This is a genomic window from Zhongshania sp., from assembly GCF_047636175.1.
Classification (GTDB): Bacteria; Pseudomonadota; Gammaproteobacteria; order Pseudomonadales; family Spongiibacteraceae; genus Spongiibacter.
The window spans coordinates 193506-218867 of record NZ_JBLIKC010000001.1; the positions used below are offsets into that span (position 1 = coordinate 193506).

Annotated in this window: 19 protein-coding genes and 1 tRNA gene; 12 read left to right on the plus strand and 8 right to left on the minus strand. The window is 48.8% G+C overall.

The window, feature by feature from the left end:
* Window positions 1–58: 58 nt before the first annotated feature.
* Together ACI955_RS00950 and ACI955_RS00955 are read right to left on the minus strand one after the other, a co-directional pair.
* On the minus strand, window positions 59–2101 hold the full coding sequence (locus tag ACI955_RS00950) for a TonB-dependent receptor (RefSeq protein ID WP_415241858.1): 2043 nt from the start codon (window positions 2099–2101) through the stop codon (window positions 59–61).
* A 32-nt stretch (window positions 2102–2133) separates the two neighbouring features.
* Complete coding sequence (locus tag ACI955_RS00955; protein ID WP_415241859.1) at window positions 2134–2727, minus strand: PaaI family thioesterase; 594 nt, start codon at window positions 2725–2727, stop codon at window positions 2134–2136.
* An 863-nt stretch (window positions 2728–3590) separates the two neighbouring features.
* Here ACI955_RS00955 and ACI955_RS00960 point away from each other — a divergent pair.
* The 6 genes from ACI955_RS00960 (at window position 3591) to ACI955_RS00985 (ending at window position 11796) form a co-directional block, all read left to right on the plus strand.
* Complete coding sequence (locus ACI955_RS00960) at window positions 3591–4124, plus strand: DUF411 domain-containing protein (protein ID WP_415241860.1); 534 nt, start codon at window positions 3591–3593, stop codon at window positions 4122–4124.
* On the plus strand, window positions 4121–5461 hold the full coding sequence (locus tag ACI955_RS00965) for a TolC family protein (RefSeq protein ID WP_415241861.1): 1341 nt from the start codon (window positions 4121–4123) through the stop codon (window positions 5459–5461). Before ACI955_RS00960 ends, ACI955_RS00965 begins: the two co-directional genes overlap by 4 nt.
* Window positions 5445–6698, plus strand: a complete 1254-nt coding sequence (locus ACI955_RS00970) for an efflux RND transporter periplasmic adaptor subunit (protein WP_415241862.1) — start codon at window positions 5445–5447, stop codon at window positions 6696–6698. The genes ACI955_RS00965 and ACI955_RS00970 overlap by 17 nt, the downstream gene beginning before the upstream one ends.
* Window positions 6695–9817, plus strand: coding sequence for an efflux RND transporter permease subunit (locus ACI955_RS00975; protein ID WP_415241863.1), 3123 nt, complete (start codon window positions 6695–6697; stop codon window positions 9815–9817). The genes ACI955_RS00970 and ACI955_RS00975 overlap by 4 nt, the downstream gene beginning before the upstream one ends.
* Before the next feature lie 78 nt (window positions 9818–9895).
* Entirely contained in the window at window positions 9896–10153 is a 258-nt protein-coding gene (locus ACI955_RS00980) for a DUF5676 family membrane protein (RefSeq protein WP_415241864.1), read from the plus strand.
* Between the two features lie 143 nt (window positions 10154–10296).
* Complete coding sequence (locus ACI955_RS00985; RefSeq protein ID WP_415241865.1) at window positions 10297–11796, plus strand: hypothetical protein; 1500 nt, start codon at window positions 10297–10299, stop codon at window positions 11794–11796.
* A gap of 58 nt (window positions 11797–11854) precedes the next feature.
* On the opposite strand, the gene ACI955_RS00990 is transcribed toward ACI955_RS00985, so the two are convergent.
* From ACI955_RS00990 to nhaA, 3 genes are all read right to left on the minus strand, one after another.
* Window positions 11855–14545, minus strand: coding sequence for a hypothetical protein (locus ACI955_RS00990; protein WP_415241866.1), 2691 nt, complete (start codon window positions 14543–14545; stop codon window positions 11855–11857).
* Between the two features lie 1438 nt (window positions 14546–15983).
* A complete protein-coding gene (locus ACI955_RS00995) occupies window positions 15984–16346 on the minus strand; it encodes an HPF/RaiA family ribosome-associated protein (protein ID WP_415241867.1) in 363 nt (120 codons plus the stop codon).
* A gap of 147 nt (window positions 16347–16493) precedes the next feature.
* A complete protein-coding gene (gene nhaA, locus ACI955_RS01000; RefSeq protein ID WP_415241868.1) occupies window positions 16494–17699 on the minus strand; it encodes a Na+/H+ antiporter NhaA in 1206 nt (401 codons plus the stop codon).
* 210 nt (window positions 17700–17909) lie between these two features.
* Here nhaA and nhaR point away from each other — a divergent pair, with 210 nt between their 5' ends.
* Window positions 17910–18830: a transcriptional activator NhaR gene (gene nhaR, locus ACI955_RS01005; protein WP_415241869.1), complete on the plus strand. Its 921-nt coding sequence runs from the start codon at window positions 17910–17912 to the stop codon at window positions 18828–18830.
* A gap of 674 nt (window positions 18831–19504) precedes the next feature.
* Here nhaR and ACI955_RS01010 read toward each other — a convergent pair.
* Window positions 19505–19589 (minus strand) — tRNA-Leu (locus tag ACI955_RS01010).
* Window positions 19590–19892: 303 nt separating this feature from the next.
* On the opposite strand from ACI955_RS01010, the gene queA reads away from it, so the two are divergent.
* The 5 genes from queA to ACI955_RS01035 are packed head-to-tail and all read left to right on the plus strand — an operon-like array spanning window position 19893 to window position 23156.
* On the plus strand, window positions 19893–20939 hold the full coding sequence (queA, locus tag ACI955_RS01015; protein WP_415241870.1) for a tRNA preQ1(34) S-adenosylmethionine ribosyltransferase-isomerase QueA: 1047 nt from the start codon (window positions 19893–19895) through the stop codon (window positions 20937–20939).
* An 18-nt stretch (window positions 20940–20957) separates the two neighbouring features.
* A complete protein-coding gene (tgt, locus tag ACI955_RS01020) occupies window positions 20958–22082 on the plus strand; it encodes a tRNA guanosine(34) transglycosylase Tgt (protein WP_415241871.1) in 1125 nt (374 codons plus the stop codon).
* On the plus strand, window positions 22075–22386 hold the full coding sequence (locus ACI955_RS01025) for an NGG1p interacting factor NIF3 (protein WP_415241872.1): 312 nt from the start codon (window positions 22075–22077) through the stop codon (window positions 22384–22386). Before tgt ends, ACI955_RS01025 begins: the two co-directional genes overlap by 8 nt.
* 51 nt (window positions 22387–22437) lie before the next feature.
* A complete protein-coding gene (locus tag ACI955_RS01030) occupies window positions 22438–22968 on the plus strand; it encodes a gamma carbonic anhydrase family protein (protein ID WP_415241873.1) in 531 nt (176 codons plus the stop codon).
* A complete protein-coding gene (locus ACI955_RS01035; protein WP_415241874.1) occupies window positions 22965–23156 on the plus strand; it encodes a DUF1289 domain-containing protein in 192 nt (63 codons plus the stop codon). The genes ACI955_RS01030 and ACI955_RS01035 overlap by 4 nt, the downstream gene beginning before the upstream one ends.
* 18 nt (window positions 23157–23174) lie before the next feature.
* Here ACI955_RS01035 and ACI955_RS01040 read toward each other — a convergent pair whose 3' ends face one another.
* Both ACI955_RS01040 and ACI955_RS01045 read right to left on the minus strand, forming a co-directional pair.
* Window positions 23175–24443, minus strand: a complete 1269-nt coding sequence (locus ACI955_RS01040) for an HlyC/CorC family transporter (RefSeq protein WP_415241875.1) — start codon at window positions 24441–24443, stop codon at window positions 23175–23177.
* Between the two features lie 75 nt (window positions 24444–24518).
* Window positions 24519–25316, minus strand: a complete 798-nt coding sequence (locus ACI955_RS01045) for an inner membrane protein YpjD (RefSeq protein ID WP_415241876.1) — start codon at window positions 25314–25316, stop codon at window positions 24519–24521.
* Window positions 25317–25362: the final 46 nt, after the last annotated feature.

The window sequence follows — 25362 nt, forward strand, 5'->3', positions numbered from 1 at the left end:
TCGCCCGGCCGTGAACCTGCACACATAAACAGATCTATTAAGGCGCAATTTTGTTAAATTAGAAGTTAATCCCCAGTTCTAGATAGGCAGCGCGTGGCTCCCCAATAAAGTAGCGGTAATTGCCGAAAGCGTAATCTGCTCTCTCTGCGTAATCGATATTACCGAGGTTGTTTATTCTAAGCACAGAGTAGAGTTGCTCTCCATACTGCTGGCGCCAGCGGATATTGCTGAGGGTGTGGCCTGGATAGTGATAAAGGTTGTTTTCTTCTAGGAAGTATTCGCCTTGGTGCTGGATTTCTAATTCAAGTTGAGTGCTAGCAAACGGTGACCAGCGCAGCAATGTGCCAGCGAGCTGACGCGGCGCAGTGTCAATCTCATTCCCCTCTGCGGTAAGCGCATCATTGCCGTATTGATGTTTGCTATAACTAGCCTGTAATTGCCACATCAAACTGGGCGTAATTTGCCAGTTAAAGTTAGCTTCGATTCCCCGGTCCACGGTTTTGCCCCCATTGATATTGCGGCGGTTGCTGTCTTGAATAATGACATCGCTTTTGTGCATCCAATATGTCGACACGCGGTACTGGAAAGTATTCCAGTTGCCACGCAAACCTATTTCAATACTGTTAAGTGATTCTTCGGCGAGATTGGCATTAAGTTGCTGTTCTTGCAGGCGGTATAGTTCGGAGGCCTGTGGTGCTCTAAAACCGTGACCGGCATTGGCGATGAAGTCAGTATGTTTGCTTAGGTTTTGAATCAAGCCTAGATTAAATGAGCTATTACGGAAGCGCTCTTTATCGTCGGCTGGGCGAGCGTATCGGCAGCTGCCAGCAGGGCAGGCACTGCCGTCAGCGGCGGTATTGCCGTCGATCATTAGGTTGTTGTAGTCATAAAACTGAATATCGTAGCGGCCGCCAAAATTGATTTTTGTGCTCTCGGTCGCTTGCCAGTCACCACCAATAAACCAGGCTGCATATAAGGCATCAACTTCATAGTCGTATTGTTGACCAGTGGGAAACCGGCCGAAGAGGGTGGCTTGCGCTTGGGATTGTTTTAAATAGGCTTTGGTTACTTCCATGTCAAAACCGTTGTAGAGAGTGACGTTATCGCTATAGTTCTGATAAAACGCACTTTGCACCCCAGCGCTGCGTTCACCATTTTCTTCAAGTGGGGTACCGGGTAAGAAATGCTGAAGAAACTCCATTTCGGTGTAGCGTAAATAGGGCGTAACGACAAAGCGGCTGTCGCGTTCGCCCTCGCGCTCAAAGCGGCTGTAATAGCGAACACTGGTGTTATTGCGGAAGGCCTCTGGATTGGGGTTTTCGCGTTTGCGGTGACTATCTTTGTAGGCGTCTTCGCCCAGTACATAGCCGGCGGTTTCTTGATCAAGGTTGCTGGCGGCCAGCATGGATTGAATGCTCCAAGTGTCGCCTTGATAGTCATAACGCACATTCATTTTTTGTTGATCATAGCCGGCCTCATCCTTAAAGCCATCATCATGATTGCCCTGTACGCTAATACGATAGCCGTGCTTGCCAATGGTGTCGCTGTGACTGGCTTTGACGCGGTGGTATTTGTCGGGGCCGGCCTCAAACGATAGGCGAGACTCTGGCTCGCTTGAGGGTGCAAGACTAATAACATTGATGACGCCGTTTAAGGCATTGCTGCCGTGCACCGCGGTGCCGGGCCCGCGAATAACTTCTATGCGCGCGGCTTGCTCGGCATTAACATCGAATAGCTCATTCACATTGCAAAAACCTGGCCCCCGCAGCGGTATGCCGTCTTCTGCGAAGTAGAATGCACCGCAACTGCCGGCACCCGTTAATACGCCGGAACGAATGGCCGTTAAATTTTCTTGACCGTTACCGCGGCTGATTGAGACGCCGGGAACTTGGCTGAGGACTTGGCTGATGTGAGTGTGGCCGATACTTTCAATATCTTCTTGGCTAATGACGCTAATTGCCAGGCTCTGCTCATGCAATTGTTTTTCAATGCGGTCAGCGGTAACCGATACCGTTTCAGTGGCTTGAGGTTGATTCCCTGCTGCCAGAGTCAGACTTGACGTCAGACTAACTGCCAACAGAATAGAGTGTTGTTTTATCATGTGTGAGCCGTTCCTTAATGTAGCGTGCCGCGTTATTTCTTATATTGAATGAAAAGCCCTTCGGCGCTGGTGAGCAGGGTATCATCACTGTGGCATTCGCCATGAATAATAATATGTCTGTCCCGTTTTTTCTCTAGCCATGTGGTGAAGCGAATAGTCGTAAACAGGGGGGTAGGGCGGTGATATTTTATTGTCAGACTAGCGGTCATTCCCGGAAGCTCATTTGCCAGGCCGGTGAAGGCTAAAACCTGATCGTAGATGCCACTGATAACACCGCCGTGGACAGACGCGGGCGGGCCTTCATGGATTTTTCCCAAGCTGCCTTCCGCATATACGAATTCATCTTCGCGCCAGATTTTAAGATCGGGTGCTATTGGATTGAAATAGCCGCTAAGCGGGCTGCACGGCAGAATATTGCGAAAGTCGCCGTTGTAATCTGGGTTGTAAAACTCAAGTATCTTGCGATCGCGGAGGGCAGCCATTTGCCCATTCAGCGACGACAGTGTGGCTTCGACCTCCGCGAGTTCACTAGTGCTGCCACCTAGTGTTTGGCTGCTTTCTAGCGCTTCCCTGAGTTGCTCGCAGATATGGAGGAGTTGTTGACGCTGTTGATCACTGGCCGGCATCTACTGAGTGCCTCTCACTATTATTTATTAGCGCATGAGTGTAAAGGTAGCCTGCCGTGATGGAAAGTGCCGCGGACACCAGTTGAATTAGAAATTTGTAATCTTGGCCTGCAAATAGAGGTATTTTTAGTGGTAATCCAGATGGTCATCAGTGAGACTATCGCTTCGATTTTTTAAAAGTGCGCTAACGAGCGCTGTATGAAAAGAGTGTGAGGATAAACTGTTTAGGTATTGAGGGGGACAATGTGCCCCGTCTTGATCTGGGTCAGTTTGTCTTCCTTAGGCAAGAGTACCCTTGTACTATTGTTAGTGAGCCTTGGTCACCTTGTTGCGTGGACGTATGTTAAAGCGGTATTTAAAATTCACAGGCCTTGTTTGGCTGCTGTTGGCGATAGTCAGTCAGTCGTTTGCTGCTGTCCGTCCCTCATGTGAAATATTGCATCGCGATACTCAAATCACCGCTAACAATAGCTCGGCCATGATGGCGATGGAGGGTATGTCGCACTCGCATCACTCGCCTTCTGCAATTAGCGACGACAACGCGCCGAGTGACTGCTGTAAGGAACAAACATGTTCCACGCTCAATTGCGTTTCGCTGCCTGCGATGGCTGTTACTACTCAGCTGCGGTTTAGAGCCGACGTGCCCCTTGTATTGCATCTTGACTACACTGCTGCCTACACAGGCATTGAGCCAGTTTCTTTTTACCGCCCCCCCATTTCCCGCTAATACGGGGTGAGTGCGCCTGCAATTTGGGTGCTCTTAGCTTCGTTTTGAGTGGGGAGCCAAGTAACTCCCATACTTATCAGTTTTAAGCGGTCCTTAAACCTGCTTTTCATGCCGTGTCATGCGGTGGGAGAATACTATGCAATACCTATTAAAAAGCTTCAGCAATATAAGCCTAGCGATATTCCTGATGGGGATGGCTGCCTGCTCAGATGCTTCAAAAATAGCTGAGGAACTAACACCTCGTCAAGGTTCAGTAGTGACCTTAGATGTCTACAAAAGCGCCACCTGCGGCTGCTGCACTAAATGGGTTGACCATATTCAACTCGATGGATTTTCTGCCAACATTCATCATTCGGCAGATCTCAATGCGATTAAAAACAAGTACAACATTGCGCCGAAATATCAGTCCTGTCATACCGCGGTATCCAGTCAGGGTTATGTGTTCGAAGGGCATATCCCGTCTCGCTTTATCAGTCAGTTCCTTGAAAATCCACCTAACGGTTCGCTGGGTCTGAGCGTACCTGGTATGCCGATGGGCAGTCCCGGTATGGAAGTGGGGGGGCGATTTATGCCTTATCAGGTGCTGCTGTTGAAAGAAAACGGCAGCACCGAAGTATTTGCTGTCGTCGATACCGCTGAAGAGCAATATAACAATGGCCAGCGGCCATGAAAATCTTGGTCACTCTAGGGTTAATTGCTAGCGCCCCCCTTATTTTCGCCCAGGAGCCAGCGCAGGAATTGAGCCTAAGCTCGGCTATTGCGGCTGCAATAACCTCCGATCCTTGGCTCAACGGCAGTCGCCACCGGGAAGAAGCTCTCAGCAGCGAATCTGTCTCCGCGGCAAGCTTAGCCGATCCAAAGATCAGCTTAACGGCGGGTAATTTCCCAGTGGATACATTGGATCTCAATCAGGAAGCCATGACTCAGTTTGCTGTGGGCGTGAGCCAGATGTTTCCCCGTGGTGATAGCCTGACATTGTCGAGTAGGCAAAAGCGCGAACTGGCTGCTCAGGAACCCATGCTTAGGTTGGATAGGGAAGCTAAGGTTGCGGCGACTGTAGCGCAGTTATGGTTAGAGGAATTTAAGGCTCAAGAGAGCATACGCCTGATTGAGCGCGATCGCTCTTTGTTCGAACAGTTAGTGGATGCGGCGCGGGCGAGCTATTCGTCGGCGCTGGGGCGGACGCGGCAGCAAGATCTTATTCGTGCGCAACTTGAACTGACTCGAATTGACGATCGTTTGACGGTCCTGCAGCAGCAGCAGGAATCTACGCAGCGGCGCTTGTCTGAATGGATTGGTGTTCGTGCCCAGCTGCCTTTGGCTCCACTGTTGCCAAACGATGAGCCGTTGCTGCCAGAATCTGCGCTGCTAGTTCCGGTAAACAACGATCCATCGCGCTATGAGCGGATCAGTTTACATCCGCTTTTGCAGGCCTTTGATCAACGCATTAATGCAATGCAGACCGGTGTTGAGTTGGCGCGTCAAAAGTACAAGCCGGAGTGGGGGCTGACTGCGCAATACGGATATCGTGATGATGATCTGCTGGGTCGCGATCGGGCAGACTTATTCTCCATCGGTGTCAGCTTTGACATGCCGCTGTTCACCGTTAATCGACAAGATAAAGACGTCAGTGCTGCAGTATCGCGAGCCGAGGCGATCAAAACCGACAAGCAATTATTGTCTCGTCAACTGATGGCTTCGCTGGATATGGCCATCGTCCAATTGCAACACCTTAATCAGCGCCTAGCGCTTTATAAAGATCAGCTTTTACCGCAAATGGCGTCACAGGCCGAGGCCGCATTAACAGCTTATGACAGTGACGATGGCGATTTTGCCGAAGCGGTGCGCGCGCGGATTGCCCAGTTAAATACCAAAATTGAGGCACTGGTGATCGCCGTAGAACGACAACAAACCATCGTAAAAATAAATTATTTACTGAGCGGATCATCAGTGGCAACCCATACACGAGCAACACAGGTCGGGGACGAATATGAAACCAACTTCTAAAACTGTAATAAGTGTTTTTTTGGGTGCGCTTATTGGCGCAGCCGGTGTCTGGATCGCCACTGTGGGGAACTCCGACATGGGCGCGGAGCAGGGTGGCCAAGCTAAGCCAATGTATTGGGTTGCTCCCATGGATCCGAATTACAAATCTGATCTACCTGGCAAGTCTCCCATGGGGATGGATTTGATCCCAGTTTATAATAATAGCGACGCCGACACTGAAATCGGTAGCGTTGTTATTTCTCCGAACGTGGTTAATAACCTCGGAGTACGCCTAGCAACGGTCACTAGGGGGCAATTGACGACCACCATAGATACCGTAGGTTATGTGCAATATGACGAAGATCGTCTTATTCATATTCATCCACGCGTGGAAGGCTGGGTCGAACAACTTTATGTCAAAGCGGCCGGTGATCCAGTGGCAAAAGGCGAGCCACTGTACGCGCTGTATTCGCCCACATTGGTCAATGCTCAAGAGGAGTTATTGCTAGCCCTTAAGCGGAATAATGCCATTTTGATTCAGGCAGCGGTGGAGCGTTTGTCAGCATTGGATGTGCCGCCCGCCACTATTAAGCAGTTGCGAGCATCCGGCAAGGTCAGTCAGACCATCACCATCACCGCGCCGCAATCGGGCGTGGTAGATGACCTCAATGTGCGTGAGGGTATGTTCGTTAAACCCGGTATGAGTGTCATGTCCATCGGCATGCTGGAACACATTTGGGTTATTGGCGAAGTTTTTGAGCGTCAGGCCACGGTCGTTAAGGTAGGCGATACGGTGAGCATGCGACTCGATTATCTGCCCGGACGTGAGTGGCAAAGCACCGTGGATTATATCTACCCCTCCCTGAATATGAAGACCCGCACCGCCCAAGTTCGGGTTCATATTAATAACCGGGACAAATTTTTGCGGCCGGGCATGTTCGCGCAATTAAATATTGAAACCGATCCCCTCGAACAAGCCTTGTTGATTCCCCGTGAGGCGCTCATTCGCACCGGCAACCAGTCTAGGGTGGTATTGGCTCAGGGTGAGGGGCGTTTTAAATCGATAGAAGTTGAAGTGGGGAGGATCGCAGATACCCAAGCGGAAATTATCTCGGGCCTGTATGAGGGTGATCGCATTGTTAGCTCTGCGCAGTTCCTGATTGATTCTGAATCCAGCAAGACCTCTGATTTCAAACGTATGAATCACGATTTAATGTTAATGGATGATAGTCAGGGCCAGCAGGAGAGCATGCAATGATCGAAGCTATTATTCGCTGGTCTGTGGGCAATCGCTTTTTCGTGCTGCTGGCGACCTTCATTCTGGTGGGCGTCGGCAGCTGGTCGATGATAAATACGCCAGTTGATGCCATACCAGACTTGTCGGATGTACAGGTCATTGTCAAAACCAGTTACCCTGGCCAGGCACCTCAAGTGGTCGAGGATCAGGTGACTTATCCACTGACCACGGCAATGTTGTCGGTGCCGGGCGCGGTAACGGTGCGAGGTTATTCCTTTTTCGGTGATTCCTATGTCTATGTGATTTTTGATGAAGACACCGACGTCTATTGGGCGCGCTCTCGGGTGCTGGAATATCTGTCACAGGTGGCGCCAAGCTTGCCCCCCAATGCTAAGCCACAATTGGGCCCGGATGCGACTGGCGTGGGTTGGGTATACCTTTACGCCCTAGTCGACAGAACTGGTCAGCATGACCTCAGTCAATTGCGCAGCCTGCAGGACTGGTTTCTTAAGTACGAATTGCAAACAGTCCACGGTGTGTCTGAAGTCTCGACTCTGGGTGGCATGGTTAAGCAATATCAGGTCAAAGTGAGCCCAGACAAATTACGCGCTTTTGGTATCCCGCTGTCGCATATCCAGACCGCCATTCAACGCGGTAATCAGGAGGTCGGAGCGTCAGTGGTGGAAATGGCGGAAGCCGAATATATGGTGAGAGTCAGCGGTTATATCCGCAATATCGAAGACCTTGCTACCATACCGCTGGGTCTGGATATGCAGGGAACACCCCTGCTACTTAAGGATGTCGCTGATATTGAGATTGGCCCACAAATGCGCCGGGGTATCGCCGAGTTGAATGGCGAGGGTGAGGTGGTCGGCGGTATTGTTATTATGCGCTTTGGGGAAAATGCGCAAAAGACCATTAATGGTGTTAAGGCAAAGTTGGAGACACTCAAAGCCGGTCTGCCCGAGGGGGTCGAAATTGTCACGGTCTACGATCGTTCCGGCCTGATTGAGCGCGCCGTAGACAACCTTTGGCATAAGCTGCTGCAAGAGTTCATTGTGGTTGCACTGGTGTGCATGGTGTTCCTGTTTCACGTGCGTTCCAGTCTGGTGGCCATCATCAGCCTGCCGGTGGGTATTCTCACTGCCTTCATTGTTATGCACGCCCAAGGTCTCAATGCCAATATTATGTCGCTAGGCGGTATAGCCATTGCGATTGGCGCTATGATCGATGGCGCCATCGTCATGATCGAAAATATGCACAAGCACATGGAGCAAACTCCGCTGACCGACGAGAATCGCTGGGAGGTGGTCGCCAAGTCTGCGGCGGAGGTGGGACCGGCGCTATTTTTTTGTTTGCTGATCATTACGGTGAGTTTTTTACCGGTGTTTGCGCTGGGCGCGCAGGAAGGGCGGATGTTCTCGCCGCTGGCGTTTACAAAAACTTATGCCATGGCGGCTAGCGCAGCGCTGGCCATCACCTTGGTTCCGGTACTGATGGGCTATTTTATTCGCGGCAAGGTCTTGTCCGAACATAAAAATCCAATCAATCGCGGACTTATTGCGGTTTATATGCCAACACTAAATGTGGTGCTTAATTATCCCAAATCAACACTGGCGTTAGCGTTGTTGATTGCGGTGGTGGGTTTCTGGCCGGTAACGCAAATTGGTAGCGAATTTATCCCAGCTCTGGATGAAGGCGACCTGATGTATATGCCCACCACTTACCCCGGATTGTCCATCGGTAAGGCCCGGGAAATCTTGCAGCAGACCGATAAGCTGATAGCCACGGTGCCGGAGGTAAAGACCGTGTTTGGTAAAATTGGTCGCGCGGAGACCGCCACCGATCCGGCTCCGCTCACTATGATTGAAACCTTTATTCAGCTTAAGCCTAGGGATCAGTGGCGCAAGGGCATGACGACCGAGACTCTTAAAAAAGAATTGGATGCGCTGGTGACGTTTCCCGGTCTCACCAATGCCTGGGTGATGCCCATCAAAACCCGTATCGATATGCAGGCGACGGGCATTAAAACCCCAGTGGGTATAAAAGTGGCTGGCCCAGATTTAAAAGAGATCGAAAAAATTGGCAAGCGCTTGGAGCAAGTACTAAAAGACGTACCTGGCACGGCCTCGGTTTACTCTGAGCGGGTAGCTGGCGGTCGTTACATAAAGGTTGATATCCAACGGGAGAAGGCTGCTCGCTATGGCCTTAATATTGCGGATGTACAGCAGGTCGTCGCTACTGCCATCGGTGGAATGAACGTGACTCAAACCGTCGAAGGTCAGGAGCGCTACCCGGTTAATTTGCGCTATCCCCAGGACTACCGCAATTCACCAGAACAGCTAGCACTGCTGCCGATAGTGACGGCGGGTAATCAGCGGATTGCGCTGGGTGACGTAGCGCGGGTCTATGTGGAAAATGGACCTCCGGCCATTAAAAGTGAGAATGCCCGCTTGAATGGCTGGACCTTTGTCGATATCGACGGCGTCGATATCGGTAGTTATGTGGAAAATGCCATGGTGGTTGTGGCGGATCAGCTTGAGTTGCCCACAGGGTACTCATTGGCGTGGTCGGGGCAGTATGAATATATGTTGCGCGCTAAAGCCAAACTCGGCTACGTGGTGCCATTAACGCTGGCCATTATCATCGTGCTGCTATACCTAAATTTCCGCAATATTACTGAGGTGGCGATTATCATGGGCACATTGCCCTTGGCGATGGTCGGTTCAATCTGGTTGATGTATTTGCTGGGATACAATTTCTCAGTAGCAGTGGGCGTTGGATTTATTGCGTTGGCGGGCGTTGCCGTAGAAATTGGCGTTATCATGTTGGTGTATCTCAATCAGGCTCACACACGGATGTTGTCCGAGTGTAAAGAGCAGGGTATAAGGCCAAGGTTGGAAACCCTCAGACACGCTGTGCTAAATGGCGCCGGATTGCGGGTTCGCCCGGTAATAATGACGGCTGCCGCCATTATTGTTGGTCTATTACCTATTATGTACGGCACGGGCACGGGATCAGAAGTGATGAGCCGGATAGCGGCGCCCATGGTGGGCGGGATGTTAAGCGCTGTTATTTTAACCCTACTGGTATTGCCGGCTGTGTACTTTTTATGGCGCAAAAGGGCGATTAGTAGTTAGGTGGCGACAGCTACGTTCAGTAAATCAATAGTTAAGCTTAAAAGCAGTAGGTCAGTATGACTCTCAAGGCATCTATATTTGAACTGCCCGGCGTCATCAGCGTCGCGCTACTTTGGGTGTTTTTCTGGCTTGCTGCTGATATTACTTCCCGCAGTGATGCTGTCTATGTCGTGGGACATGCTGCATCTTAAGCTGGCAGATATGGGATGGTACGTAACGCTTATTGAGGCCGTAAAGGGCTTATTTTCTTGGTGTATTATGGCGGGCGCAGCGGCTTGGCTTCAGACTGCAATTTATAATCGTTTGCAGCGCGGTGATGTTCGAAAAAAGGAATAAATGGAAAGTATAATAAATAAATTTAGGTGTGCTGTGTTTAATGGGAATTTCAATTATAAATTGGAGGACATTGGTGGTTATTGCCGACGGCCCCTTAGGCCGAATGTGCGCGAGGTCTTAGCAATGATTGCAGGATACCAATAATGCGCCGCAGTCACCTGATGGCTATGGCGTGGATTTGCGCACTACTATTGTCGGCACCGGTTAGCGCCCATTCCTTTGGCATGGTTTATAGCCTACCACTGCCGTTTCATTTATATGCTTGGGGCGCGGCGGCGGCATTGGTGTGTTCCTTTGTGGTGGCGGCCTTTGTGATTCCCCACTCTCAGTCACACGATGTGGCTCGCCCTTGGACGAAGGATTTATCGAACAGTAAGTTGCTCTTTTTTGCGAGGCGCTGGCGTATTTTACGGCAGCTCCAGCTACTGAGTGTTGCCGGCTTGCTGCTTTGTATTGCGACAGGCTTATTCGGTAATAAAAGCCCTTATGGCAATTTCAATATGACGTTTTTCTGGATTGTGGTCATGTTGGGTTTTAGTTATTTAAGTGCACTGTTTGGTAATCTGTACGCGGCAATTAATCCGTTTATGTTGCTGTGTCGGCTAATAGATAAGCTTGTTAGCTTTGATCGCCCGCGGCGACGGTACGACCCACGTTTGGCTTACTGGCCAGCGTTGTTGCTGTATTTTATTTTTATATGGATAGAATTGTTCGCCGGTAGCAGCCCCCATTTTTTGTCGATAATGCTGCTCTGTTATACCTTGATTACTTTCATTGGCGTCGCGCTATTCGGTAGTCAAGCATGGTTTAGATATTGTGATTTTTTTAGTGTTTTTTTTAGACTTCTCGCTTTGATGTCACCTATAAAGTACATCCCCGCAGCGCGTGTTGGGCAAACTCGCAGAGCATCAATCATCGAATTGAGAAGGCCTTTTAGTGGGCTGTTGGAGCAGTCTGCTGAGCATGTCAGCTTATTGGTTTTTATATTGTTTATGCTGTCGTCCACGGCCTTCGATGGCTTGCATGAAACTATCATCTGGAAGCAGTTTTTTTGGCTGGATCTGTATCACGGTTTTTTACAATATTACACCAGTGAAAATCCTTTTCTTGCTTACGCCGCGATGTCAGATTTATATCGCTATTGGCAAGGAACATGGCTATTGCTTTCGCCTTTTATCTATTTGGCTATTTTGTTTGCGGTAATTGGCCTAAGCAAAGTGCTAATGCGCTCGACATTGAGTGTTAAAACGCTGGCCTTAAAAATGGCTTATTCCTTGTTACCGATTGCCTTGGTCTACCACATAGCCCATTACTACACGCTGATCGAGACCCAGGGGATTAAAATAATCAGCTTGGTCTCAGACCCGTTTGGCTGCGGGCAGAATTGGTTTGGCACCGCAAAATGGTTGCAGCGGGTTTTTATTCCTGATGTCAGTATTACTTGGCATGTGCAGCTAGGTTTGATTGTGGTGGGCCATATTATTAGCGTCTATTTAGCTCACAAAGTAGTGTTCGCTGATGCCAATACTAATATAGATACTAATAATGTTGCCAAAGTGAATCTCAGTCAGTTACCTATGTTATTTCTTATGATTGGTTTTACGGCAAGTGGTTTGTGGATTCTGTCGCAACCGGTGGGTTGATGCGTAAATAAAAAAGGCCTGCTTACGCAGGCCTTTTTGAAAGTCTAAATCGTGTTGCTTAGGGAGCAAAATTGCCCATCGGTGGTGCTGGCCGCAGTATTGCTGGCGCTGTTGCCGGAGGCTGCTTGAGGCCGCTAGCTTGTATCGCCGCACTGGATAATTCTGTGCGTTTCCAAGTTTGCAGAAAGACTTCGGCTGAGTTAAATAAATGTCGATTTTGTTCAATACTGCCGTCGAGGGCAATCTCTTCAACAAAGTCTGCGAGCATTCCGTAATGGGCATTGCCGTCGACATCTTCGTGCCAATTGCGGGCTTCATTACCGTCGATATCCAGACTATTCGGTTGATTGAAAATTACGGCTTCAACACCACTGAATTCACTCATGGCGTTGAATGGCGCGCCGTTAAATAGTGAGAAAGGGTAGTTTATGGGGTTTTCTGGGTTATTTCGCGGCCCAGATTGTGCGGACAGACCATTGGTGTCTGTACCATAACCAAAGCCGAAGAGCAGGGAATCCTTGCCTGCTGCAGCGCGTTTTGCCATGGCACTGGCATAGATGCCGGCAGTTTCGTCCATGTCCTCGCGGAAGCCTTTGCTTGAGCCATTACTGGGGTACAAAATACCGCCATTGGCCAGTAAACGGGTGGCTTGATCGATTGTTGTGCCACCAAATGTGCCGTGGGTTGAAACAAAGGGGTAGACCGGGTTCTGGGCTTCGGCGAGTTCTAGGGCTTGGGTTTTCATTCCCATCTCCATATGATCCCAATCGAAGATAAAGCCCATTTCCATCATCTTACCGTAGGTGTACAAACCGGCTTGCGTCATCCAGCGGGCATTACACTGAGGAACATCGGCGGGATAACACGGGGTTATGCCGCCAGAGCGCCCGTCTTGACCTATTGCTACACACGCAGGTTGTGGTAAAAAACCTTGCGTGCTGCCGCCGCTACTGCCCCATAAGTAGCCACTAAAGCCTTCGTCTCCTTCCTCTGGGCAATTGTAGGTTGTCCAAAACTCGCCAGTAGGGAGCTCTGTGGTAGGTAAGTTTGCTGCCAAAGCTTCAAACTGTGCCTGATTGGGTTGGCCAGCAAAGAGGTCGGTAAGGCCTGCGAGATCGCCCGAGGGAATCCCGCCGCTGTTTTCTCTGTTGCCCACATTTAAAATCAGACCATCAAAAATACCGTTACCGCCGAAGGCATTGTCGAACTCGTGAATAGAGATGATCTGACGAACCCCCCAGTCATGAACCCGCTTCATTTGGTTGGCAATGGAGTTGGGTTTGCCTTCCTCCACGGTACATTCGTAGCTGTTTTCGGTGAAACCCGCCCCGTTTTCTTCAAAGGGGCGCTGCTGTCTAAGTGGGTTGTACTTTACTTTACAGTTAAATAAATTTGAAATTTCGATGCCGAGAACCACGGCGATCTTACCGTCTTCTACGACCGCGCGGGCGTCGTCAGAGGATTGCACGATTTGGAAAAAGCCTTCGCCTGGACCACCGTATTGGGCGTCGATGTAATTTTCCATTGCGTACATGGTGCCGGCTTGGCGACCGGCGTTGTTCATGGAGTTACAGTCGCGGTTTGGATCACCAGCCACGTTGCGCTGCAGCTCACACAGGGTTTCATTGTCAACAAGGTCATTGACGACAACTCGAAGACCACCGGCCCAGGCGCGCTCCAGCCATTTCCAGTAAATCGCTTCGTGAATAAGATTGTCGCGCTTGGGCCATTCGCTGAAGGTCGGCCAGCCGTCAGTGGCGTGACCATTCGGGTTCATTGCAAACAAGCCACCGACCACGTCTAGGCGCCCATCATCGCCGTGCTCTACGGCGCAGTTGCCAATGGCTTGTTCAACACCGAATTTATGGAAGGGTTTGCCCCAGTGGGCGCCACCCAAGAACTCGGTGGCACTGATATGAACGTGGGCGTCCGCATGGCCGAGCACGGTGCCGTCGGGCTGAGTCCCTTTGAAAGGCTCTCCGCTAAAATTGCTCTGGGCTTCTGGGAAGTTTGCGCAGCCGGTGGCGCGTTCAAAACTAAAGGCTTCGTCAGTTGGGGCGCTGGCTGGTGGCAGGGTTTGCAGATTACCGCTGTCATCGATCGCGAGGTTGCGACCTTGGCTAGCCTCGGTAAGTGTAAAACTGTCGGCTTTTATCGCCGGATCAACAAAGGTGTATAAGGTCGCCACGGCTTCCGGTGTGGGCTCGGTATCGTAAACGGGGTTTTCGGGATAGGTGGTGGTGTCTCCGAGGGCGAGTACGCGCCAGTCGGCATCGTCATTGGCGGCGGCACTGGCAATATTGGTTGTAGACGCTGCAGTGGTGGCCGCGAGGAGCTGACGACTGCTGTTGTACAACATATAACTGCCAAGCGCTGTCGGCTTCATATAAAACGCTTCTGCCGCTACACTATCGCTGGCCGAGGCCGTGTAGCTGTCGCCATCGGCGGTGAGGTATTTACCATTGCTGGCCTTAATTACCCAGCATGCATTACTCATTTGATAGCGGGTGAGGCGAGGGTCTACTGGATCTACAGGTGGGTCAGTCTCGTTATTGTCTTGGTCGGTGCTGCAACCGATGTCCTGACCGTCAATAAGGCCATCGTTATCATTATCAATGCCATCGCTGCATTGTGGCTTCGTGACTGGCGGGGGAGTCAAGCTGTTGCCACTTGATGATGAGCTTCCACCGCAGGCGGAGAGCATACTGATTAATATTGCAGCGAGCATTGTGTAACTGAGTTGATGCATGGCAGAACTCCGAGCAGTATGGTCATGATTTCTAAGGCGCAATTTTACATCGTTGTAACGTAGATTGCGATTAAATGTAATAGTTAGGGGCTGAGCGACCTACGTGACGGCCCTTAACGACACAATTTCACTGTTGTTCTAGATGCCACTCGGTGGCTAAATGGGAAATATTGGCTGAGGAGGTGTAGTGAGTAACCTGGGGGGAACGCTGCCTTCCGCAGGAGTGATGTGAATGTCTTGTTTTCCACTAACCATTAGCTTAAAGCAACACTGTTGTAGCTTGTGGCCAAATCGGCAATTGATATTATCAATGAGTGGCTAGCATCATTTCGCTAACAATTTCCCCAACGTCTATCTTACCCTGTTCCTAGTGCCAGATTTTGCAGCCAGCATTCACATGCACTAGCGGTGGCCTATTTTGCGTTTCAATAATTCGAGATCACAAAGCGAGATGTCGCTTTACGTTGGGTTGTTGCCTTACTAATGAGCACCTTTTATAGCGTTACTGTACTCTTCTTTTTAGAGGGGGAGCAATGCATCGATACTTGGTTTTAGCTCGTGTAAACCATTAGTTATTGCAAGACGCGTTCATCTGCCGAAAAAACTCCGATTTGGCATTCCTAATCCTTAATAGTTCTTCTACGTTGAACCTCATTTTGAGGCTGTCCGTTGGCGTTCATTCTGGCATTGCTGGCGACAAGTATCACTTTGCATGCTATCACAATGATTCTATTTCTATGTAAAGGTATTCCTTTTGATGATTAAGATAGAGTTGCGATATAGGCATAGCGTTAGCTAATTACTTGATATTGAGTTTACTTGCTCTAGTAAGGCTTTATTAGTGTCTGAATTTAGATTGACAGTAAGCCGTTTTCGAAATGGCTTAAAGAGGGACATACTTTATTCTCGATTTTCTATGTCATTGTAGCCCAGTCGCAAATTACTTTAGTAAAGCAAATGCCTGTGGCTGCGCCATAGTACTGGCTGCTCTGTTACATGTACATATATGTGTAACTGCTCGATATGTTTATGAGCTTGCCACTTACCGATATGTAACGTCCCAAATTACGATAGTGATCGCTAATTTTTTCTATCTTGTTGCTTGCCACCGGTATAGAGGAGAAGGCGGTATAGCGCTATCAAAGCGCGCATCACGAAGCCAGAAGTGGCCTATATTACCTTATGTGTGATGTTGTTGGGCATGTCGGAAATTGCGTTGGGTATTACGCTAGGCCCAACGTAGTTCCAGTGCGAGTATCAAGTCGTTAAAGATTAGTTAATTACGCGAGATCTTATTTAACTTAGGCTTGGCGTTATTGATTGGCTTTATGGTCAGTGAGGCTATATTTACCATCGCACCATCTTTTTCGTTTTTTTAAAAGTGTGTCATTACTTGAGCGCGCCATAATATAGTAATGCCTTTCAAATTAAATTTTTTTCAACTATCTGGAGATATTTCTAAAAGCATACGTTGAGGGTCCGGCGCCTTTTTCATGAGCATTCGTCTACGTTTTAACTTTCTATTTAGGCTCCGGCTTGCTCTAGCAAGACAAAGGTCAATAGCTTGACGTATATTCTCGCGGGTCTCAGCGATCACAATTTCTCTTAGCCCTGATGGCTTGATGACTACTTTGCATTGTTTGCCGACAGCCCCATTAATGCCATTGACGTCGGAGACGGTTATTGTTGTTCGTTCAATTTCCTCACGTGTACCGGCGAATGCGAATGAATAGCGATGATCAATATAGTTAATAATATTGCCGCTACCGGGCATGTTTCGAAAGTTAATACTTAGTTTCATAAGAGCTTCTCCAAATTCAACTATGATATTTTTTTGCTGATAAGCCCATGCATCGTAATAAGCTGCCAGTTACTTGCTGGGCCATTAATCTCTTAATGACCGAATTGATCGACGATGCAATTTTTGTGGGCAGTTAAATTAATACACTCATTTTCTTGTTGGCAGCTCGTATGCGGCCGTCTTAACAGACGGATTTAATGAGCGGTAAATGATGAGAGAACCCAGTAGAGCCGAAAATAATGAGCCTGCCAGCACGCCTATTTTGACGCTGCTAATATAGGATGGATCTAGATTTTCGAATGCTAGGGAGCCAATAAATAGACTCATCGTGAAGCCAATACCACATAGGCAGCCGACACCATAGAGTTGTTGCCAGTTCGCGCCTTCGGGTAATTTAGCTAATCCGAGTTTAACTGTAATCCAGCAAGCGCTAAAAATGCCAAATTGATTGCCGAAAAATAATCCTAAGGCAATACCTAATGTCACGGGATTTAGCATATCGCCAAGGCTTATCCCAGTCAGATTGACCCCTGCATTACTGAAGGCGAATACCGGTAGAATGAAAAAAGCGACCCAAGGTTGAAGTCCATGTTCCATAGATTCCAACATCGATTCTTCGTGGCTATTTTTAGTTTTTAGAGGAATTAAAAGTGCTACTGCGAAGCCCGCCAGAGTGGCATGTACACCCGATTTTAATACGGCAACCCAAACCACAAGGCCGATTAAGATGTAGACGCTTTGATAGCGAACGCCCATGCGATTCATCACAAATAATGCGACTAGACCAAACCCCGCTATAGATAACGCCAATACGGATGGCTCAGCTGAGTAGAACAGGGCGATAATAACGATGGCGGCAATATCATCAAAGATTGCCACAGACAATAGGAAAAGCTTCAAGCTGATTGGTACTCGACTGCCAAATAAACTTAACACGCCTAGAGCAAAGGCAATGTCTGTAGCGCCGGGTATTGCCCAGCCTCGTGCGGCTATGGGATCACTGCCATTCAATATGGTATAAATGATTGCGGGTGTCGCAACGCCAGCGACTGCGCCGATAGCGGGTAATATTATTTGACTGGGTGACGATAGATGGCCGTCGATCAATTCTCGTTTGACTTCAAGGCCAATAAGAAAAAAGAATAGGGCCATCAAGCCGTCGTTTATCCATAGTAATAGCGGTTTTTCAATAGCAAAGTTACCAACGATAACGCTCACGGTTAAGGAAAGTATCTCTTCATAAGCTCCGGCCAAGGCTGAGTTTGCGATTAAAATAGCAACGACTGCGGCGAAGAACAAAAGAATGCCGCCGGCGGCACCGTGTTGAATCATTTGTCGAAAAATTTTCTGCATAGCTTGTTCTCAATTTGCCAGGTTATAAGTATTTAAAGATACGGCGTTGGGTTTTAATTAAAATAGTTATACTGAAAAATTTAAATCAGTAAAAGTCGATTAAAGTTAATCTTATCATCGAAAAATACGTGCTAAAGTATGCGCGCGTTATGGCTTCGCTGATTGTCAGTCGTCGTGGCTTAAATGAAAGTGGGGCAAGGAGAATATATTGTGGCTAGGCAATTTAATTATAAGCATTTGCATTACTTTTTCACGATTGCCCGAGAGGGTAGTATAGTAAAAGCTGCTGAGATACTACACGTGTCGCCTCAGACTATTAGTGGTCAGCTAACTGTGTTTGAGCAATCACTCGGCGTTGCGCTATTCGACCGTATTGGTAAACGTCTAGTTTTGAGTGAGGCGGGCAGGCTGGCTTATAGTTATGCGGAAGATATATTTTCCTTGGGAGACGAGCTTCAGCAATCGCTTAATGCCCAAGATTTGATTCAACAGTTCGTATTTACGGTAGGCGTGACTGACGCCATACCTAAAATTTTAGCGTCCAGTATTTTAGAAGCTGGCTTCCAGTTAGAGGGCGCGATAAAACTGGTGTGTCGCGAAGGTGATTTCGATGCATTATTAGCTGAAATGGCACTTAATCGACTTGATTTAATTCTCGCTGATCGACCATTAAACCCCGGCATTCCCATCAAGGCCTATAGCCATCTACTCGGTGAGAGCGGTTTGAGTTTTTATGCTAAAAAAAATAGTGCGTCCGCGCTGAAAGAGGGTTTCCCACAGTCTTTGAATCATCAGCGGTTTTTAATGTGCGGTGATAAATCGAATCAGAAGCTGAATTTGCAATCCTGGTTTGATAGCGAACTTATTGCCCCAAATATCGTGGCGGAATTTGATGATAGCGCCTTGATGAAATATTTTGGTCAATCCGGTCACGGCATATTTAGCACGGCCTCGATTATTGAGCCCCATGTCACGAGTCAATATGGAGTGGCTGTCATTGGCAGGACTGAAGCGATTAAGGAGCGGCTTTATGCTATTTCTCCCGAACGTAAGGTGAAGCACCCTGGGGTGAAGTTATTAGCTGAGGCGGCTCGGGAATTATATCGGCAATACGCCTCTAAACTGGTCTGAATACGAAGTGCTTGTCGCCCAGTTACTGCTGTTTACTTTTACCATTCAGTGAATGAAAAAAAGTCTGTTTCTGAGGGTGTAAATTTATGGGGGTATATTTTTCACTAGCGTAGACTCACCATAAATCTGTGCTTATGCTGCTTGATATCTGTGGTTATAGGATGTTATCTATGGCGCAGGTAATGATTCGACACGATATTTACCGTCACGTAAATCTATAAATATACCCTAATGAAAATACATGACGATATGTGGCGTTGTATGGTGATACTGCTCAATAATCAGCAAAGCACTGACTTACTTTGGCAAGTCTAAGCTAAGTGTACTAAGATTATTATTTAATTAAATCAACGGGGTAGAATAGTTAAAGCGAGCTTGGGTTATAGGCTAAAACTTGCACTACTTTAGGTGAACGCCCCATATTTCGATGGCTCTAATCAATATTTCTGGTTCTTTCATTGCGGTGCTCGGCGACCATATGATGCAATCTCAGGGCGGCGTTTCTTAATATCGATCAATAAATAGCTTACTAGCTGTTAATTAGTATAAGCAGTGGTCATATAAGGTGACTTAAGGCGAGTTATTGCTTGAGTGCGGCAGGCGGCGCTGGCTTAGGAGGGGGGGTGGCAGCCAAATAAAAAAGCCCAGCTCAATGAGCTGGGCTTTTCCTTGAGTGGTACCGGTGGGCGGACTCGAACCGCCACGCCTTTCGGCAAGGGATTTTGAATCCCTCGTGTATACCAATTTCACCACACCGGCTTAAAAACTATATCCTACTATACCAGCTTGTTTTCTTGTCGCAAACTAAGAAAATTATTATATTTCAATGATTTGCGATATTTTTGCTGCGAGTGCAAAAGGGTTTGATTCTGCTTCGCCTAGCAATGTCACTACACTGGTATGTGAGTGGGGCGCGATTATAACAAGCTTTTCTGTGAGGTCAATCGACGGCGACGTTTTATTTAATAAAGGCCTGCACACTGATGATAGAATGACCTCATTCTGTGGAGTCTAGTAGCTATTTCCGCTAATCTTGCGCCTTTTCGAACGAATACAGAGATTATGCAGCGTAGCGACTTCCATTTTGATCTCCCCGAAAGCTTAATTGCTTATCACCCCATGCCTGAACGCGACGGCAGTCGTTTATTGGTATTGGGTGATAATCAGTGTTGTGAACACAGTCGGTTTAAAGAGTTGCCTGCTTACTTACGCTCAGGTGATTTGCTGGTATTTAATAATACCAGAGTCATACCGGCGCGATTATTTGCGGTGAAGGCGACTGGTGGACGAGTGGAAATACTTGTCGAACGGGTGCTGGAAGAAAATAGAGTACTGGCGCATGTGCGAGCGAGCAAGGCGCCCAAGCTCGGCGCGGTGTTAACTTTGTGTTCTAGCGCTGATGCTGAGCCTGGTAAAGATACGGCGATGGTTATTCAGCGCCATGATGCCTTGTTTGAATTGACGTTTGCCTCGCCAGTACTTGAGGTCTTGGATCGTATTGGTCATATGCCGCTACCTCCATACATTGAGCGAGAAGATGTATTGGATGATCGCGAGCGTTATCAAACCGTATACGCCAGCCGCGATGGCGCTGTTGCTGCGCCGACAGCGGGTTTGCATTTTACTGATGCGCTAATACAGCAATGCCGTGATATGGGTGTTGATATTGCGTTTGTGACGCTGCACGTAGGAGCGGGTACCTTTCAGCCAGTGCGCGCCGATGATATCCGCGATCATAAAATGCACGCCGAACATATTGAAGTCAGTGACGAGGTTTGCGAGCAGGTGCGCGCCACAAGAGCGGGTGGTGGTCGGGTTGTGGCCGTAGGCACAACCAGTGTTCGCAGCCTAGAAACCGCTTCCCAGTCAGGTGAGATTGCGGCTTTCTCGGGTGATAGCCGCATCTTTATATATCCCGGCTACCAGTTTCGCAGCGTCGATATGATGGTAACTAATTTTCATTTACCAGAGTCCACACTAATCATGATGATCAGTGCCTTTGCTGGTCGTGATGCGGTGCTTGCGGCCTACGCTGAGGCGGTCGCTGAGCAATATCGATTTTATAGTTACGGTGATGCCATGTTGGTATTTCCCTCTAGTGTTAAATAAAGAAACAGGATCCGTTTTATGAGCGATTGCCGAATGCGTTTTGATGTGACAGCCAGTGATGGCTTAGCGCGTCGCGGAACCTTGGATTTTCCGCGCGGTAAAGTGCAAACCCCCGCGTTTATGCCCGTAGGGACCTACGGCACGGTAAAGGGAATGCTGCCCCGTGATATTAAAGAAATCGGCGCAGAGATTATTCTCGGCAATACCTTTCATTTAAGTTTGAGGCCTGGCACCGAGGTGGTTAAAGCCCACGGTGATTTGCACAACTTTACCGGTTGGCAGGGACCAATATTGACGGACTCTGGCGGCTTTCAGGTTTGGAGCCTCGGTAAACTGCGGAAAATTAGCGAAGCGGGGGTGTCTTTCAAATCGCCGGTAAACGGTAGCGATGTCTATTTAGACCCAGAAACGTCAATGCAGATTCAGCGCGATTTGGGTGCTGATATTGTGATGATTTTTGACGAATGCACGCCTTACCCAGCCACTGAGGCTGAGGCTAGAACGTCAATGGAGTTGTCTTTGCGTTGGGCTGCGCGAAGTAAAACGGCGCATGAGGGCAACGATGCCGCGCTGTTTGGTATAGTGCAGGGCGGGATGTATCCAGAGTTGCGGAGAGTATCTTTGCAGGGGCTGAAGGATATTGATTTTGACGGCTTCGCCATTGGTGGGCTTTCGGTGGGCGAGCCTAAAGACGAAATGCTGATGGTCTTAGATTCACTAGCTGAATTTATGCCGGAAGACAAGCCGCGCTATTTAATGGGTGTTGGCAAGCCTTCGGATATATTGGAAGCGGTAATGCGCGGCGTAGACATGTTTGATTGTGTGATGCCTACGCGCAATGCGCGCAACGGTCATTTGTTTACTTCAACGGGTGTGGTTAAAATTCGTAACGCCAGCCACCGCTATAATAATGCGCCACTGGACGCAAAGTGCGATTGTTACACCTGCCAGAATTTCTCGCGTGCTTATTTGCATCACCTCGATAAATGTAAAGAAATACTCGGAGCGCAGCTAAACACCATCCATAATCTACGCTACTATCAAAACCATATGGCGGCAATTCGGCAGTCGATAGAAGAGGGCCGCTTGGCGCAATTTGCCGAACAGTTTTATCACGAGCAAGACGGCGGGGCCGATGTATAAATTGGTGTTTTTTGTGCCGGCGACACATTGCGAGCAAGTTAAGGCCGCGGTATTTAAGGCTGGCGCTGGCGGTCAGGGCAGTTATGGTCATTGCAGCTGGCAGGTGCTCGGTCAGGGGCAGTTTTTACCATTGGCGGGCAGCCAGCCCTTTGTCGGTGAACAGGGGCAGCTAGAGGTCGTTGAGGAATTTAGAGTGGAGACGCTGTGTGCTGAAGAGGACCTCCACGATGTGATTGCGGCCTTGAAAGATGTCCACCCCTACGAAGAGCCTGCTTATGAGCTATATCAGCTGGCAGCCATTTGAGCGCAAGCCTGGCAGAAGTCTGTTGCTGGCGCGTATTTAAGGAGATTAAGCATGTTGTATCAATTGGGTGAGCGTCGGGTTCAGCTTGAGGGTGACGGACATTTTGTTGCTGATAACGCCACCGTGATTGGGTCGGTGGTCTTAAAAGAGAATGTCAGTATTTGGTTTAATGTAGTCATTCGTGGCGATGTTGACGACATAGTCATTGGCGCGCGCAGTAATATTCAGGATGGCTCGGTGCTCCACGCTGATGTTGGATTTCCCATGCATATTGGTGAGGATGTCACGGTTGGTCATAAAGTGATGCTGCACGGCTGCACTATTGGTCAAGGCAGTCTTATTGGCATTAATGCTGTGGTGCTCAATGGCGCAAAAATTGGTAAGGGCTGCCTTATTGGTGCCAATGCTCTGGTCACCGAAGGTATGGTCATACCTGATGGGTCTATGGTGTTGGGATCGCCCGCTAAAATACGCCGTGCTCTGAGCGAAGACGAGCAGGCAGTGCTGATGATATCCGCGTCACACTACGTTGAAAACGGCCATCGCTTTGCGACCGAGTTGAAACTGCAGGATATGCCATGAGCGCAGCCAAAGAAAAGCCGGTCGCGTCACCGTGTGTGTCTGTTTGTGCATTAGATCATGAAGATGTCTGCTCAGGCTGCTACCGCACCCTGAAGGAAATTGGCGATTGGTCAGACATGGATAATATGCAGAAGCGCGAGGTTATTGTAGTAGCTAATCAGCGCTGTCGTGACCGTTACGGCGATTAAGCTTCATCGCCGTAACGGTTAATGACGGCTTTTTACTTTGCTGTAAGCGCGTACTGATTGAATTAGATTGCCCTTCATTTCCAGAATTTCAAAATAATAGCGGCCGATAGTGAGACCCACAGACCCCTCTGGAAATGATTCAAGCTTTTCTAAAAGTAGGCCGTTCAAAGTTTTTGGACCGTCTGTCGGCAAATCCCACTTCATACTCTTATTAATGTCGCGGATTGTGGTAGTACCGTCAACGAGATAAGTGCCATCTGCCTGATGAACGATGTCCTCGGTATCGGTGCTGAGGTTGGAGGTGAACTCACCGACAATCTCCTCCAATAAGTCCTCTAGGGTCACTATGCCCTGCATGACGCCGTACTCGTCAACGACAATACCCATGCGCCGCTTTTGCTTCTGGAAATTAAACAGCTGGGTGTTCAGTGGCGTGCCTTCTGGAATGAAGTAGGGGTCGCGGATGGCTAGGATTAGGGCGTCGCGTTGAACGCGCCCTTGAGCATCTACGCTATTGATAATGTCGCGCTGGTGCAGAATGCCAACGATATTGTCGATGTCATTCTTGTAGACCGGAATACGGGTGAATTCTGCGTCACGTAATTTGCGGATAATGGTGTCGGTGTCGGCATCAACGTCAATACCGAAGACCTCGTTGCGGGGGATCATAATGTCGTCCACCGTGATTTGCTCGAGGTCGAGGATGTTCATTAACATCCCTTTGTGGTGTTTGGGTATTAAGTGGCCTGCCTCGCCGACGATGGTTCGCAGCTCGTCTAAACCGATATGTTCTGAACCGTCATTTTTTTCAATACCGGTTAGGCGAAGCACAAACTGGGTAACGTGGCTGACTAGCCAGATGACCGGAAATAGCAGGGTTTTAAGGGGCAGTAAAACGTGACTGACCGCATAGGAAACGGGCTCCGCTTTGTAAGCTGCAATGGTTTTGGGGATGATTTCGGCAAAGATCAGGAAAACCAAGGTCAACAGTATCGATGCGGGTACCACGGCATTGTCGCCATACATACGGATTGCAGCGATGGTCGCAATGGATGCGGCCAAATTGTTAACCAGGTTATTACCAATCAGAATGGTGCTGATTAGGCTGTCAGGTCGTTCCAGAAGTTTCGATGCGCGCTTAGCGCCGCGATGACCGCTCTTTGCTCGGTGGCGCAAACGGTAGCGATTGAGAGACATCATTCCGGTTTCTGAGCCGGAAAAAAATCCGGACAGGACGATTAATATAGCTAAAATGCCAAAAAGAAGACCCAGCGGTGCCTCGTTCAAAAAGCCCAAAACTCCTTAATAAATTAAATAATTGCCAGCCTCTACTAAACAAGACCGGCGCGATAAAACAAGATATTAAGCCATTGTGGCATGGATGATCACAGATAGCGCAATTTTTGTACCTAAGTAGCCCAATAGCAGGCAGGCAAACGCCCATAGCGTCCAGCGTATAGCGACTTTACCGCGCCAGCCAATAAAGGCGCGGCCACATAATAAAATAGCTAGTAACACCCACGATAATATCGAAAAAACGGTTTTGTGAATTAGGTGCTGGGCCAGCATATCGTCGACGTAAATGCCGCCGGTGATGATGGCCAGGGTGAGAAGAAAGAACCCGGCCCAAATCAATTCGAATAGCATGACTTCCATCGTTTGCAGGGGCGGAAGAATGCTGGGTAAGCCTTTTAAATGATGCTTGCGTAACATGCGGTCTTGCGAGGCTAGCAAGATTGCCTGAGTCGCAGCGATGGTGAGTACGCTGTAAGCGAGTATAGAAAGCAATATATGGCATAGCACCCCAATTGGCTGGTGCTGCAGCAGTTGCTGCCTTTCCGGGATTACTACTTCCGCCAGCAAGCTCAGCGCCGCCAAGGGGTATAAAGGAACTAATAGATTATGCAGTGGCCTGTGCAGGCTGGCGCTTAGGATGATTAAACAAATCAGCCAGGTTACAAGCGATAGCACCTGAATCACCCCAAGATCCATGCCGTCGACGGTATGGATCGCGGTAATGGCAGCTATCGCATGGAAGAATACGGCTATCATGCCGATGATTGCGCCGGGTTTGCCCAGGGCGCGGTTGCGCGTGCGATACTGAATGCCCGCGGCTGCGATATAGAGAATAATAGCGGCAAGGCTAGTGTATAAATTCATCGGTTAGTGTGACCGTTATATCCGTATTGTGTGTGCTGAGCGTTGG

Excerpts from the sequence above, each read along its gene's own strand:
- ACI955_RS00950 (WP_415241858.1), bottom strand. The coding sequence starts at position 2,101 with ATGATAAAACAACACTCTATTCTGTTGGCAGTTAGTCTGACGTCAAGT.
- ACI955_RS00955 (WP_415241859.1), bottom strand. The coding sequence starts at position 2,727 with ATGCCGGCCAGTGATCAACAGCGTCAACAACTCCTCCATATCTGCGAG.
- ACI955_RS00960 (WP_415241860.1), top strand. The coding sequence starts at position 3,591 with ATGCAATACCTATTAAAAAGCTTCAGCAATATAAGCCTAGCGATATTC.
- ACI955_RS00965 (WP_415241861.1), top strand. The coding sequence starts at position 4,121 with ATGAAAATCTTGGTCACTCTAGGGTTAATTGCTAGCGCCCCCCTTATT.
- ACI955_RS00970 (WP_415241862.1), top strand. The coding sequence starts at position 5,445 with ATGAAACCAACTTCTAAAACTGTAATAAGTGTTTTTTTGGGTGCGCTT.
- ACI955_RS00975 (WP_415241863.1), top strand. The coding sequence starts at position 6,695 with ATGATCGAAGCTATTATTCGCTGGTCTGTGGGCAATCGCTTTTTCGTG.
- ACI955_RS00985 (WP_415241865.1), top strand. The coding sequence starts at position 10,297 with ATGCGCCGCAGTCACCTGATGGCTATGGCGTGGATTTGCGCACTACTA.
- ACI955_RS00990 (WP_415241866.1), bottom strand. The coding sequence starts at position 14,545 with ATGCATCAACTCAGTTACACAATGCTCGCTGCAATATTAATCAGTATG.
- ACI955_RS00995 (WP_415241867.1), bottom strand. The coding sequence starts at position 16,346 with ATGAAACTAAGTATTAACTTTCGAAACATGCCCGGTAGCGGCAATATT.
- nhaA (WP_415241868.1), bottom strand. The coding sequence starts at position 17,699 with ATGCAGAAAATTTTTCGACAAATGATTCAACACGGTGCCGCCGGCGGC.
- queA (WP_415241870.1), top strand. The coding sequence starts at position 19,893 with ATGCAGCGTAGCGACTTCCATTTTGATCTCCCCGAAAGCTTAATTGCT.
- tgt (WP_415241871.1), top strand. The coding sequence starts at position 20,958 with ATGAGCGATTGCCGAATGCGTTTTGATGTGACAGCCAGTGATGGCTTA.
- ACI955_RS01025 (WP_415241872.1), top strand. The coding sequence starts at position 22,075 with ATGTATAAATTGGTGTTTTTTGTGCCGGCGACACATTGCGAGCAAGTT.
- ACI955_RS01030 (WP_415241873.1), top strand. The coding sequence starts at position 22,438 with ATGTTGTATCAATTGGGTGAGCGTCGGGTTCAGCTTGAGGGTGACGGA.
- ACI955_RS01035 (WP_415241874.1), top strand. The coding sequence starts at position 22,965 with ATGAGCGCAGCCAAAGAAAAGCCGGTCGCGTCACCGTGTGTGTCTGTT.
- ACI955_RS01045 (WP_415241876.1), bottom strand. The coding sequence starts at position 25,316 with ATGAATTTATACACTAGCCTTGCCGCTATTATTCTCTATATCGCAGCC.